The organism is Phycisphaerales bacterium, from assembly GCA_020852515.1.
In the GTDB taxonomy this organism is placed as follows: domain Bacteria; phylum Planctomycetota; class Phycisphaerae; order Phycisphaerales; family UBA5793; genus UBA5793.
This window is the reverse complement of record JADZAS010000026.1, coordinates 42,734-55,246: the sequence shown is the minus strand read 5'-3', so window position 1 is coordinate 55,246 and position 12,513 is coordinate 42,734. Positions and strand designations below refer to the sequence as shown.

The 12,513-nt window shown below is 64.3% G+C and carries 13 protein-coding genes; 6 read left to right on the top strand and 7 right to left on the bottom strand.

The features are described from left to right. Positions 1–265: 265 nt before the first annotated feature. The 3 genes from IT430_17090 to prfB all read right to left on the bottom strand — a co-directional run bounded on the left by IT430_17090 (position 266) and on the right by prfB (position 4,031). The gene (locus IT430_17090) at positions 266–1,129 is read right to left on the bottom strand and encodes a hypothetical protein (protein ID MCC6909655.1); all 864 of its coding nucleotides are present in this window, start codon (positions 1,127–1,129) and stop codon (positions 266–268) included. Between the two features lie 453 nt (positions 1,130–1,582). Next, positions 1,583–2,584, bottom strand: a complete 1,002-nt coding sequence (locus IT430_17085) for a hypothetical protein (protein ID MCC6909654.1) — start codon at positions 2,582–2,584, stop codon at positions 1,583–1,585. 436 nt (positions 2,585–3,020) lie between these two features. Further along, entirely contained in the window at positions 3,021–4,031 is a 1,011-nt protein-coding gene (gene prfB, locus IT430_17080) for a peptide chain release factor 2 (protein MCC6909653.1), read from the bottom strand. Between the two features lie 492 nt (positions 4,032–4,523). Here prfB and IT430_17075 point away from each other — a divergent pair, with 492 nt between their 5' ends. The 5 genes from IT430_17075 (at position 4,524) to IT430_17055 (ending at position 9,427) form a co-directional block, all read left to right on the top strand. Next, complete coding sequence (locus IT430_17075) at positions 4,524–4,811, top strand: hypothetical protein (GenBank protein MCC6909652.1); 288 nt, start codon at positions 4,524–4,526, stop codon at positions 4,809–4,811. Between the two features lie 134 nt (positions 4,812–4,945). Further along, positions 4,946–5,314, top strand: coding sequence for a DUF2200 domain-containing protein (locus tag IT430_17070; protein MCC6909651.1), 369 nt, complete (start codon positions 4,946–4,948; stop codon positions 5,312–5,314). Positions 5,315–5,406: 92 nt separating this feature from the next. After that, positions 5,407–6,714 carry a Gfo/Idh/MocA family oxidoreductase gene (locus tag IT430_17065; protein ID MCC6909650.1) on the top strand — a complete coding sequence of 436 codons (1,308 nt, stop codon included), beginning with the start codon at positions 5,407–5,409 and terminating at the stop codon, positions 6,712–6,714. 39 nt (positions 6,715–6,753) lie between these two features. After that, positions 6,754–7,680: a TIM barrel protein gene (locus IT430_17060; GenBank protein ID MCC6909649.1), complete on the top strand. Its 927-nt coding sequence runs from the start codon at positions 6,754–6,756 to the stop codon at positions 7,678–7,680. Between the two features lies 1 nt (position 7,681). Further along, positions 7,682–9,427 carry an alpha-L-fucosidase gene (locus IT430_17055; protein MCC6909648.1) on the top strand — a complete coding sequence of 582 codons (1,746 nt, stop codon included), beginning with the start codon at positions 7,682–7,684 and terminating at the stop codon, positions 9,425–9,427. A gap of 52 nt (positions 9,428–9,479) precedes the next feature. Here the strand turns inward: IT430_17055 and IT430_17050 are convergent, their stop codons facing one another. The 4 genes from IT430_17050 to IT430_17035 form a co-directional block, all read right to left on the bottom strand. After that, positions 9,480–9,881: a hypothetical protein gene (locus IT430_17050; GenBank protein MCC6909647.1), complete on the bottom strand. Its 402-nt coding sequence runs from the start codon at positions 9,879–9,881 to the stop codon at positions 9,480–9,482. A 40-nt stretch (positions 9,882–9,921) separates the two neighbouring features. Beyond that, the gene (locus IT430_17045; protein ID MCC6909646.1) at positions 9,922–10,302 is read right to left on the bottom strand and encodes a hypothetical protein; all 381 of its coding nucleotides are present in this window, start codon (positions 10,300–10,302) and stop codon (positions 9,922–9,924) included. A gap of 34 nt (positions 10,303–10,336) precedes the next feature. Continuing rightward, positions 10,337–10,729, bottom strand: a complete 393-nt coding sequence (locus IT430_17040) for a hypothetical protein (GenBank protein ID MCC6909645.1) — start codon at positions 10,727–10,729, stop codon at positions 10,337–10,339. Positions 10,730–10,897: 168 nt separating this feature from the next. After that, on the bottom strand, positions 10,898–11,596 hold the full coding sequence (locus IT430_17035; protein ID MCC6909644.1) for a helix-turn-helix transcriptional regulator: 699 nt from the start codon (positions 11,594–11,596) through the stop codon (positions 10,898–10,900). A 207-nt stretch (positions 11,597–11,803) separates the two neighbouring features. Between IT430_17035 and IT430_17030 the strand changes: the two genes are divergently transcribed. Then, positions 11,804–12,472, top strand: a complete 669-nt coding sequence (locus tag IT430_17030) for a hypothetical protein (protein MCC6909643.1) — start codon at positions 11,804–11,806, stop codon at positions 12,470–12,472. Positions 12,473–12,513: the final 41 nt, after the last annotated feature.

The following is a 12,513-nucleotide window of genomic DNA, read 5'->3' as shown; positions in this document are numbered from 1 at the left end:
CACCGGTTGCCGGCCTGCGACAAGTTCCCACCAGGTCACAAGCCCGCCGCACCTTGTGTCAAAGCATACCGAAGTTCAGCCCGTCGCCAAGTGAATTCCCACGTTTGACCACCATTTTGTCGTGGCCTGTGATGCGCAGGAACTGCCGGCGACGCTGACGGGCCCGCACGGCGCGGCGTCCCGCCCCAAAAGAACAGGCGGCGTCACTGCGAGGTGACGCCGCCCTTGAATGCAGAAAGGGTGCAGCACTTGGCTGCACGCGTGATCAGATTGGCCCGCCGACGTTGCTGGTGGCGCAACCGGGTACCGTGATCAGCTGGATGTAGCCGCCGCATGCCGCGGTGCCCGCGTTGCCGCTGACCTGCCCGCTGCCGCTGCCGGTGGGCACGGTGTTCACGAGGCGGACGTTATCCTGGATGCCGAGCATGGTTCCCTGGCACACTCCGCCCGGGATGATCGTGCTGCCCTGGTTCTGGCCGAAGACGATCGCCTGCTGCGCGTTGGGCTCGGCGCCGCTCCACGCGACGGTGATCTGTCCGGGGCAGGTGCCGCTCACTGAGCAGCGGTAGCCGCCGGCCTCGTAGGTCAGTTGGCCCACCAGGCCGCGCGAAGAGAAGAAGCTGCCGCCGGTGGTGAACGGCGCGGAGCGCGAGTCGCCGGTGGTGAGTTTGAGGTTCGAGTCCTCGAAGATCTGGTGCGGCGGGCTGCCGGTGCCGTAGTAGCGAGGGCCGGACACGCCGAAGATGAGCGCCACGCCAACGGTCTCGCCGGGGCCGACGGCGATATCAGGAATGTCGATGGGCAGGGAGATGCCGCTGCCGATGCTGCCCTGCGTCGCATTGGCGACGCCCAGCGAGGTCCAGCCGGTGGGGGACTGGCCGGGTCCGGGGTTGCCCAAGCCGCTGCCTTCGCGGACGAACACCTCAACGGTGAAGGCCGCGTTCGCCGGCGCGCTGCTGGCAGTGGTCATTTCGGTGACGGTGATCGAAGGCCCATTCGAGGTGAGGTCGAAGAAGAGCCCCCATCCCGCCGAGCCGCCATTGTTCGCGGTCTCGTTCGCCACGAGGACATCGCCCATCGCGCCCGTCGCCGCCGCGCCCAGACCCAGCGCAGCTACAAGTGCACACATCTTTCTCATTGCCGTCTCTTCCTTTCCATGCAAGCCTGATTTGCTACGGCGCCCGAAACAGTTCCGGGTTCGCCACACGAGGTCAGACGGACTTCGAAGGTCGCCGCGGGACGCGCAGCGGGTGAATCCTCCTCTCCGTCGAACCGGTGTTCAATATACCTCAATCCGCGGCGGCCCGCAATGAAAAATCCGCCCGATCTGCTGTTTTTCGCCGCGCATTCTGCATGCCTGCCGACGCGTGCGGCGGAGAGTCGCGGCTTTCGGCGCGCCGTTGAGAAGCTCGGTAATCTGCAGCCGCCGACGGCCGCCCGCCTCGGCTCGCCGCATGGCATTCGGCCGCGGCGGCGCGGAAGGCGCGAGCGGAGGCGAGGGAAAAAAAGCATCTCGCTCCTTTCGGAGCGAGATGCGCGTGTAGCACTTGACTGTTCAGATCGAATCAGACTCTATGCCTGATTACGGAACCTGGACGACGTTGCTGGTCTTGCAGGGGCTGTCGACCGCGACGAGCTGCACGAAGCCACCGCAGGCGCCGCTGCTGGCCTGAGCGTTGACCGCGCCAGAGCCGTTGCCCGTGTTGATGGTGTTGTACAGCTGCAGCTGGTTGGTGCCGAGGCCGAGCTGGGTGCCGGCGCACTGACCGCTGTTGATGGTGAACGAACCGGTGTTGCGGGCGAAGACGATGCCCATGGGCTTGTTGGCCGGGGCGCCGTTCCACGCGAGGCGGACGGTGCCGGGGCAGGTGCCGGTGATCTGGGCGGTGAAGCCGCCGCCGCCGCCGGTGTAGTCGAGCTTGAAGGGATAGTCCCAGCCAGCGCCGTAGCCGGCGTCGGTGTTCGCAGCCCACGCACCGCCCACGGTGAAGAAGATCGAGTTGTCATTGACGATGTCGCGGGGCACCTTGTGGTTGGCCCAGGGGCCGCTGAACGACGGGTTGCCGGTGCTGCCCACTTCGATCCAGTACTGGCCGCTGGAAAGCGCGCCGACCCAGGACATGTCAATGCGGCATTCCTTGATGGCGCGGGCGCAGCTCAGAATGTCGCTCGCGGTGGTGCGGTAGATGTTGGTGAAGGTCGAGGAAATGAGGCGGTCGGTGGTCATGTCGCCGCCGACGAGCGTGGCCGTGCCGGCGATCATGTCGGCCTGGCTGCCCCGCCACAGCTGGATGTACACATCCACGATCGGCTCGTTGGTCCCTGCGTTGGTCTGGTACAGGTACCAGCGGAGTTCCGTGGGAGTCCACTGCTGGCCACTGGGGACGGTGAAGTCGTCGGCCTGGTGGAACGAGGTGACGATGGTGTTGTTCCCGTAGATGGTGCCGGGCGCTTCGATGGCGCTGTACATGCCGCCGCTGCAACCGCCGGACCGCGGGTCCATGCCGCCGTTGTCATAGGTCTGTCCGAACGCGGGGGCCGCAACCAGCGCGAGGGCTGCCACGGCCAGATTCTTCTTCTTCATCACTCTTCTCCTGAGAAGGCACAAACGTCATTGCCGGACCAGCCGTATACGAACGGCTGAGTGACTCCCGGCCCGACCAAAATGCATGCCCACACCGCTACGGCGAGGGCACCGATACCCAAGTGTCAGTCCGGCACGCCGGTTTCCCAAGCACTACCGACTGCCAAACTCCGGGGCAAATACAGCGAGATCCATGCGGGAAGGTGCGCTGACTTTCTCCTGAGCCGGCGATCGCCGACTGCTTTCCATCCTTGCGCATCCATCATAACCGATTTTCGCCAAGATTGCGAGGGAAAATGCGCTTTATTTCGCACTTTGGGAATACTGCCCCCAATTTGCCACGAGCGAGCCACGAAAAGTGAAATGGGGCAATCTGCCTCGCGCGCGACGACTTTCGAATCGGCATCCGGGTCGTGCAAACCCGACGCCGACCCGCTCAGTTCTGCAGCGCCCTTCGCCTCTGCAGTTCGGCGTCGATGAAGCCCTGCAGGTCGCCGTCGAGCACCCGCTGGGGGTTCATCACCTCGAAGCCGGTGCGGTGGTCCTTCACGCGGTTGTCGTAGATCACGTACGAGCGGATCTGCGTCCCCCAGCCGCGATCGACCTTGCCGCCCGAGGCCGCCGCGAGTTCCTGCTCGCGCTTCTCGTCGGCGATCTGCTGGAGTTTGGCCGTCAACTGCTCCATGGCCTGCCGCCGGTTCTGAGGCTGCTCGCGGTAGGACGACGCCACGACCATGATCCCCGTGGGCTTGTGCACGATCCGCACCGCCGAGGCCACTTTGTTCACGTTCTGCCCGCCGGGCCCGCTGGACCGGGCGAAGGTGGTGATCTCCAGCTCGCCGTCGGGAATGTGCAGATCGACTTCCTCAATCTCGGGAGTGACATCCACGGTCGCAAAGCTGGTCTGGCGCTTGCCCTGGGCGTTGAAGGGCGAGACCCGGGCCAGGCGGTGCGCGCCGCGCTCGCACTTGAGATAGCCGAAGGCGAACGGGCCCTTGACGTGGAAGGTGACCGAATCGATGCCGATCTCGCTGCCGTGGCTCTTTTCGAGTTCCTCGACCTTCCAGCCCATCTGCTCGAAGTAGTAGAGGTACATGCGCATGAGCATCTCGGCCCAGTCGTTGGCCTCGGTGCCGCCGTCGCCGGCGTGGATGGTGAAGAAGCAGTTGCGGTGATCGTGCGGCCCGGAGAGCAGCGACTGGAGTTCGACCTTCTCCATGCGGCTCTGGAGTTGGAAAAGCCCTTCGTCGGCCTCGGCGAGCAGTTCCTTGTCGCTGGCTTCGCGCGCCAGTTCGTAGGTGACGCGCGCTTCCTCGAAGTCGTGCTCCACGCGCAGCATCGGATCGATCTGGGCTTTGAGGGTCTTGAGTTCGGCGACGGTCTTCTGGGCGGAAGACTGCTCGGACCAGAAATCGCCGGCGCCCATCAACTCTTCAAGTTCGCCGATTCGTTTGAGCTTGGAGTCGACGTCAAAGAGAGTCGCGGATCGTTAAAATCCGCGCCTCGAGGTCGTCGATGATGGATTGGTGCGAGTCAAAGTGCATGGCTGATGGTAGCGGCGCAGGGTTGACAAGCGAATGAGGGAGTGAGGGGTCGAGGTATCAAGGCGCCGAGGCACGGAGGCATCAAGTTCCGTCCCCCGGCGTTGTGTGGCCATCGCGCGCGTCGATCACAATTTTTCACGCTCCCGATGGGGCCGAGGCCAGCGCGTAGGTCGGGACCAGGCTCTGCGCAGGCCCGGCAGATGCGTGTCCATCGCGCGCGAGTGAACCACCATCCGCGCAGCGCACGCCCAACCCGCCGGGCCGCGCCCAAAGCGGCGGTCCCGACCTACGCCGCGATTCGCAACCTCTCTCGACAATCTCCCTGCTTTGCCAGCTTCGGAATCTCTCACGACGGGCGCATCCAAAGGCTAGAGTTGACAGTCCGGAGCCTGCCAATGCGACTCGTGTTCAAATGCTTGTGCTACTTTGGCTGGTGGCCCGTTTGCTTCGCCGGCGTCGCCGCGCTGTCGAATTTCATTTTGGATACCGCTCAGTCGCCTTGGGTGGCGGCCGTGCTCGGCGCGTTCACGGGCTTAGGCATGATATTCGTGCTCGAAAACAAACGCCGCGGCTGGATTCGGGGTCTGATTTGGGATCCGGACGCCAAGCAGAGGCTGGCCAATCGCCGCAAGGAACTCGCCGACGAGCGCGAGCGGATCTTCGCAGACGCGAAAGCAGAATAGCACGGAGAGCACGCCCTTGATTGCGAGCGCGACGCAAACGCCGGGTCCGGTGTACTCCCGCCGTGACCTATGCGGCTCAATCCATTCGATCCCGGGCGATGAGACTTGCTCAGATAACCAGACGGAGATCAGACATGCCAACCACCACACCCGACCACGACAAGCGAATCGCTGAGATGACCTTCTCTTCGGTCTACCCGCACTACGTGGCGAAGGTCGAGAAGAAGGGCCGGACGAAACAGGAACTGCACCAGGTCATCACGTGGCTTACGGGGTTCGACAACAAGGCGATAGACAAACAGATCAAGGACAAGGTGACCTTTGAGGAGTTCTTTGCTCGCGCGAAGCTCAACCCGAATGCACACCTCATCACCGGCGTGATCTGCGGCTACCGGGTGGAAGAGATTGACAACCCGCTCACGCAGAAGGCGAGATACCTCGACAAACTCGTGGATGAACTCGCCAAAGGCAAGAAGATGGAGAAAATCCTCCGCGCGGGGTAGCGTCCGTGGACCGCGAGAGGCCATCGAATCGGCCGCAAGACCTGCACACCCGCGCTATATTGATGGCGTCATTCCACCCGGAGGAGCACGCCATGAATCGCAACGAAACCCCTCGCGAAGAGAAGCCGTTCACCCGCCGCGAATTCGTCAAGACCACGGCCGGTCTCACCGCCGCCGCGGCTTTTCCGCTGATCCCATCCACCGCCTGGGCCGGCGCTTCGGCCCATGTCGCGGGTTCCGACACCATCCGCGTCGGGCTCATCGGCTGCGGCGGGCGCGGCACGGGCGCGGCGATGCAGTCGCTGCAGGCGGCGCCCGAGACGCAGGTCGTCGCACTGGCCGACGTCTTCAGCGAACGCGTGCAGAGCAGTCGCGGCCACATCGCCCGACACGAGCGCGGCAAGATCGACGACGAGCACTGCTATCTCGGTTTCGACGCGTATCAGCAGCTGCTCGAACACGCGGATGTCGATCTGGTCATCCTCGCCACGCCGCCGCACTTCCGGCCGATGCATCTCGAAGCGGCGATCAAAGCGGGCAAGCACGTCTTCATGGAAAAGCCCGTTGCCGTCGATGCGCCGGGCATTCGCAAAGTCATCGCAGCGGGTCAGGAAGCGCAGCGCAAGAAGCTCTCCATCGTCGCCGGCACGCAGCGGCGACACGAGACCTGCTATCTTGAAGCCATGAAACGCCTCCAGGACGGCGCGATCGGCGAGGTCATCTCCGCGCGCTGCTACTGGAACCAGGGCGGCCTGTGGATGAACGAGCGGCAGGATTCGTGGTCCGACATGGAGTGGCAACTGCGCAACTGGCTCTACTTCACCTGGCTCAGCGGCGATCACATCGTCGAGCAGCACGTGCACAATCTCGACGCCGTCAACTGGGCGATGGGCGGGCACCCCGTCAAGGCCATGGGCATGGGAGGCCGGCAGGTGCGCACGAGCCCGAAGTACGGCCACATCTTCGATCACTTCGCGGTCGAGTATGAATACGCCAGCGGCGGCTTCCTCGAGAGCATGTGCAGGCAGATCGACAATTGCACCAGCCGCGTCGAGGAAGTCGTCTACGGCACGACCGGTCGCATGCGCACGCACAGCGGCTACGCCGAGATCTTCGGCCCCAGGGCATGGCGCTTTGAAGGCGACAACGGCGAGCCGTACGTGCAGGAGCACGTCGATCTGATCGCCAGCGTGCGCGAAGGCAAGGGCCTCAACGAAGCGCAGCGCATTGCAGAATCGACGCTCACGGCGATCATGGGTCGCATGAGCGCCTACACCGGGCAGGAGATCACGTGGGAGCAGGCGCTCAATTCGCAGGAGAGCCTCGGCCCGGATGTCTACGAGTTTGGTTCGCTGCCCGTGCCGCCGGTCGCCGTGCCGGGGCGCACGCCGTTTGTGTGAGAGTCGTTGCAGCGAGGCAATCTTGCGAAGGATGCAATCATGATGCGAAGAGAATTTGTGAAGATGGCGGCGGGGGCGGCGGTGCTCGGCTCGGGCGCGACAGCGACATTGGCCGCCGGCGAGCACTCCAGGCGAGACGCCTCGCCTTTCAAACTGAAATACGCGCCGCACTTTGGCATGTTCCGCCACCACGCCGGCGACGATGATGTCGATCAGCTCAAGTTCGCCGCCGACGAGGGCTTCAGCGCGTGGGAAGACAACGGCATGGCCGGCCGGAGCGTCGAAGACCAGAACCGCCTCGCCAAGGCGATGAGCGATCTCGGCATCACCATGGGCGTGTTCGTGGTCAACATGGATACGGCGTGGGGGCCGACGCTGTCAAGCGGCTCGGCCGAAGCGCGCGACAAGTTCGTCGATGCCTGCCGCAAGGCCGTCGATGTCGCCAAGCGCGTCAACGCGAAGTGGATGACCGTCGTGCCCGGCACCTACACGCAGCGCCTCACGCTCGACTACCAGACGGCCAACGTCGTCGATTGCCTCCGCCGCGGCGCCGAGATCTTCGAGTCGCACGGCCTGGTCATGGTGCTCGAACCGCTCAACCCGTGGCGCGATCATCCCAACATGTTTCTGACCACGATCGGCCAGGGATATCAGATCTGCCGCGCGGTGGCCAGTCCGGCGTGCAAGATACTCGATGATCTCTACCACCAGCAGATCACCGAGGGCAATCTCATTCCCAACATCGACGCGGCGTGGAGCGAGATCGCCTATTTCCAGACCGGCGACAACCCCGGCCGCAACGAGCCGACCACCGGCGAGATCAACTACCGCAACGTGTTTCGTCACATCCATTCGAAGGGGTTTGAGGGCGTCGTGGGCATGGAGCACGGCAACAGCCGCGGCGCCAAGGAAGGCGAACGGGCCGTCATCGACGCGTATCGCGCCTGCGATGATTTTGGAGGCTGAGATGATGCCGCGCCGCTTCGCTGCGTTGCTCGCGCTTGCATTGATGATGGTCCTCTCCATGCGCGCGCCCGGTCAAGGTGTCGCCGCCAGCGACGACCGGCTCGACTGGTGGCGCGAGGCTCGCTTTGGCATGTTCATTCACTGGGGCCTCTACGCCATTCCGGCGGGGCAGTGGAACGGCCAGAGCGTGCCCGGCGTCGGCGAGTGGATCATGCACAACGGCCACATCGCGCGCGAAGATTACGCGACGCTCGTGCCGCAGTTCAACCCCGTGAAATTCGACGCCGAGCAGTGGGCCCGCACCGCCAGCGAAGCGGGCATGAAGTACCTCGTCATCACCACCAAGCACCACGACGGCTTCTGCATGTTCGACTCGGAGCACACCGAGTACGACATCATGGCCACGCCCTTCAAGCGCGACATCATGCGCGAGATCAGCGCCGCCTGTCGCAAGTACGATCTGAAGATCGGCTGGTACCACAGCATCTGGGACTGGCACCATCCCGATGCGGCGGGGCCGAGCTTTGACGAGTATGCCGCCGTGCTCGAAAAGCAGGTCGATGAACTGCTCACCAACTACGGCGCGATTGACATCATGTGGTTCGACGGCGAGTGGATTCCCGAGTGGACCGAAGAAAAGGGCCGTGCGCTTTACGAGCACATCCGCCAGGTGGCGCCCAGGGTCATCATCAACAACCGCGTCGGCAAGGGGCGCGGCGGCATGGCCGGGCTGCACGATCCATCTCAGAATGCCGGCGACTTCGGCACGCCCGAGCAGGAGATTCCCGGCCAGGGTATTCCCGGCTACGACTGGGAAACCTGCATGACCATGAACGACACCTGGGGCTTTCGCAGCGACGACCACAACTGGAAGTCGGCAACGACGCTCGTGCGCAACCTCATCGACACGTCGAGCAAGGGCGGCAACTTCCTGCTCAACGTCGGTCCCACGGCACAAGGTGAAATTCCCCCCGAGAGCGTTGAGCGCCTGCGCGCCATGGGACGGTGGCTGCGCGTGAACGGGCAGGCGATCTACGGCACAACGGCCGGGCCCTTCAAGAGGCTCGAGTGGGGCCGCTGCACGCGAAAGGGCAACCGCCTCTACCTGCACGTGTTCGACTGGCCCGCGGATGGGCGTCTGCTCGTGCCCGGCTTGCAGAACGAAATCATCAGCGCCGCGATCGTCGGCGATTCAGCCGGCCAGCCGCTGCGCATCTCGCGCCGGAATGAATCGGTGATCCTCGAAGTGCCGGCCGAACCGTCCAATGAGATCGCCACCGTGATCGCGCTCGATCTCGCCGGCGAGCCGCGCGTCGTCACGATCCCCCTGCGGCAGCGCGATGACGGCTCGATCACGCTGCGCGCCATCGACGCCGATGTCATCGGCATGACCGCCCGCTACGAATCAGGCAACGGCAAGGACAACATCGGCTTCTGGACCGATGCGAGCGACGTCGTGGCGTGGCGCTTCGAACTCAGCCGGCCGGGCCGATTCCGCGTGGCGCTCGCGCAGGCCTGCCCGGCGGACACGGCGGGCACACTTGTCAATGTCACCATCGGCGAAGCAACGCGGAGCATGCGCGTGAAGCCGACGCAGGGCTGGGCGGACTTCGTCGAAGTCGAACTCGGCGAAGTGGATCTGCCGGTGGTCGGCGCGTGCGAAGTGCGCGTGGAGGCACAGGGCCAGCCGCCGCTGGCCGTGATGAACCTGCAGAGCATCACGCTCACACCGGTGGATTCGCACTGAACGGTTCGAGTGCGGGTGCGCGCATGCGTCTGAGAAAACGCAGTCGATGGCGCTACGGAATCTGCACGACCTCGCTGATCGTGCACGGGAATCCGTCCACGACGATCATCTGTAGATAGCCGCCGCACGCTTTTGCGGAGAGCCGAGGGTGAAACTCGCCCTGACCCTTGGGCCCGGTGCGGAATGGCCGCGTGGCTCCGAAGTGGTCAGTGCCAAGGCCAAGCTCGGTGCCCGCGCACTGGATCGACGGGATCACATAGCGGCCCCGTGACAGACTGAAAGCAATCGCCGCCCAGTGGTCTGGCGCGGCCCCTTCCCAGCGGACCGTCACACGGCCCGGACAGCCCTCGCTGACTGACAGAACCAGATTGTCCGGCCCGATGAGCGCCGCATTGGCGCTTGTGCATGCGCCGAACACGATCGCGCTGGCGACAAGTGCATGCGCAGTCTTCATGATGCGTCCCTTCTTTGGCGCGGCAATTCCGCCGAGCATCTTACGGAATTTGCACGACGTTGCTCGTCGCACAGGGGTTGCCGTCCATTACGACAGCCTGGACGTATCCCCCGCACGAGTCGGGCGCTGCCGTGCCGGTGACGCGGCCCTGGCCGTCGCTCCTGGTCTGCACGATCGCGGCGAGCCACAGGCCGCGCGTGCCCAGGCCGAGTTGCGTGCCGCCGCAGGGCGTGGGAATGATGTACGTGCCGGTTTCCAATGCGAAGACGATTCCCATGTACCGGTCCGGCGTCGCGCCTTGCCAGCGCAGCGTGATGGCGCCCGGACACTCGCCCTGGACGCCGATGGTCAGATCACCCGCGCGTGCCACGGCACTGGCGCTGAGGAGGACAGTTGCCACTACGAGTGCACTCTTGAGCATGATCGACTCCTTCCGCGGCTCGCTCGCGCCGCCATCACGGGATCTGCACGACGTTGCTCGTCTCGCATGGCGGCATACTCACGACGACGATCTGCAGGTAGCCTCCGCAGGAATAGGGATTCGCGGTGCCATGCATCGCGCCGGCGCCTTCGGGGCCGGTGTTGAATCGGCGCAGGAGACGCAAGCCATCCACGCCGAGTCCAAGCGTCGTGCCGCCGCAAATCGCTCCAATCGAGATCCGGTACGCTCCGGTTTCGTGCGAGAAGACCAGCGCAGCGCTCTTACTCGACATGGCGCCCTCCCAACTCACGCTCACCTCGCCTGGGCAGACGCCTTCGATCGAAAGCACAGGATCCTGCGCAGAGGCACGATTCGCAGCGCCCGCCATCGCCGCAGCAGCGAGCGCCAGGCAAATTCCAGTTCGCATGATCGACCTCCCTCTGATTATGAGACTACTACGCAATCGAGGGGGCCGCAAGCGAATTCTTACGGAGCGATTTCAGATTCCGGTAATCAGGGCAGCGTTCCCGGTGGCCGGTTCGCGGCGGTCAATTGCCGCACCGTCTCAGCGTCTTTGGGCCGAGGCTGCGAACGCTCATCCGGGCTTCTTCACGGCGCGGCGCTTGCGCGGTTTCGCGTCGCTGGCGGCGTGTAGTGCACCATTCTCTTCGCTTACTTCGGGCGCATCTTCGAGGGGAATGAGCGCGATAGTCAGCGCGTAGCGGTGCGGCTCGCTGGCCGCGCGGCGCCGCCCCGGCTTGCCGCCGGTCGGTTTCGTCCCGATTTCCGCGGCCAGCAGGGCGCCCATTTCTTCGAGCAGTTCGTAGAAGCGGGCGAGGTTCTCATCCGAGAGCCGGCCGCGCTGCCGGCGGAGGTAGATGTTCTCGCGCTGATCGACGCGGCGGGGCAGGCCGTGCGTCACCGCGTCGCGGTAGTTCCGCTCGGTCAGTTTGAAGACCGTGCTGTTGAAGCGAAGCAGGGTGCGACGGACATCCTCGGCCGCATCGCCGCTCCCGGCCAGGCGATAGTGGTCGCTGACCATGTCGTAAAGGGCCTCATCGCGCTTGCCGGCCTTGCGGCTGCCTGTCTGCCGGAGCAGCCCGACATCGACCATGATCTCGAGGTGGTAGTAGAGCGACTGCGGCGAACGGCCGAGTTCTCGGGCCAGTTCCGCCACCGAACAGGGCCCGATTTCCGACATGGCGTCGATCACCTCGAGCCGCGCCGGCGACTGGGTGATCGCCTCGCGCTGCGCGGCATTGAGGATCATGATGGTCTTGTCGCGATTGGACATACGCCAGTTTCGCCGCCCGCCCGCTCGGGTCAAACGGCCAAGGTCAAACAGCCGGGGCCTGAGGGTCAAACCCGAACCGGACCGGCCGGCAGCAGAATCTTCTGTTCAATTTTACCAGATAATTTGAACATTGCGAAACCGGGTGTATCCTTTTCTCGAAACACACGGGCGGCAGACCCAATTCCTTTTTGTAGAGAGTGGAGCATCATGAACCGGACCAAGCAGATCATCGTCGGCGCCGCCGGCCTCGCGGCCTGCGCCGCCATGGCCTTCGGCGCCATTGTCAGCCTGACCGAGACCTTCGAGAACATCCAGGGCGACCCCCAGGCCGGCTGGACGTACAACTCGGGCGATGAAGGCATCGAAGTGAACAACGGCAATCACTACCTGCGCACCTCGATCGACACGTTCGGCGTCACGCTGAGCACCAAGACCGATGGCTCGAACCGCCTCGCCGGCAACAAGAACTACCGCACCGAGGGCGTCATCGGGTTCTCCATCACCACCGCCGGCACCGCCGACTTCAACACCGTGCGCGACATGACCATCTCGATCGTCAATGACAACGGCACGCCCGGCGACAGTTCAGATGACTTCGGCTTCTACCACGTCACGGGCCGGATGATGCCCTTCGACGGCCAGGTGCGCACTTTCCGCTTCCCGATGCCCAGCCAGGTGACGGGTCAGACGCCCGACGGCTGGGTGGCGTGGGAACTCGGCCCGAACACGCCGCCGAACTTCACGTGGGACCAGGTCGTCACCGACGTGGATCAACTGAACTTCCACTACTTCCACCCCGAGTTCTTCTACATCTTCCAGTTCCATCACCTCGGCGTGGACAACATCCGCGTGTACGCAGATACCGACTTCCGCTGAGAAGCGGCAGAGGTGTAAAGACCTCGCGAACCCCGCGCCAC

Coding starts and splice junctions, on each gene's coding strand:
- IT430_17090 (MCC6909655.1), bottom strand. CDS start 1,129: ATGTGTGCACTTGTAGCTGCGCTGGGTCTGGGCGCGGCGGCGACGGGC.
- IT430_17085 (MCC6909654.1), bottom strand. CDS start 2,584: ATGAAGAAGAAGAATCTGGCCGTGGCAGCCCTCGCGCTGGTTGCGGCC.
- IT430_17075 (MCC6909652.1), top strand. CDS start 4,524: ATGCGACTCGTGTTCAAATGCTTGTGCTACTTTGGCTGGTGGCCCGTT.
- IT430_17070 (MCC6909651.1), top strand. CDS start 4,946: ATGCCAACCACCACACCCGACCACGACAAGCGAATCGCTGAGATGACC.
- IT430_17065 (MCC6909650.1), top strand. CDS start 5,407: ATGAATCGCAACGAAACCCCTCGCGAAGAGAAGCCGTTCACCCGCCGC.
- IT430_17060 (MCC6909649.1), top strand. CDS start 6,754: ATGATGCGAAGAGAATTTGTGAAGATGGCGGCGGGGGCGGCGGTGCTC.
- IT430_17055 (MCC6909648.1), top strand. CDS start 7,682: ATGATGCCGCGCCGCTTCGCTGCGTTGCTCGCGCTTGCATTGATGATG.
- IT430_17050 (MCC6909647.1), bottom strand. CDS start 9,881: ATGAAGACTGCGCATGCACTTGTCGCCAGCGCGATCGTGTTCGGCGCA.
- IT430_17045 (MCC6909646.1), bottom strand. CDS start 10,302: ATGCTCAAGAGTGCACTCGTAGTGGCAACTGTCCTCCTCAGCGCCAGT.
- IT430_17040 (MCC6909645.1), bottom strand. CDS start 10,729: ATGCGAACTGGAATTTGCCTGGCGCTCGCTGCTGCGGCGATGGCGGGC.
- IT430_17035 (MCC6909644.1), bottom strand. CDS start 11,596: ATGTCCAATCGCGACAAGACCATCATGATCCTCAATGCCGCGCAGCGC.
- IT430_17030 (MCC6909643.1), top strand. CDS start 11,804: ATGAACCGGACCAAGCAGATCATCGTCGGCGCCGCCGGCCTCGCGGCC.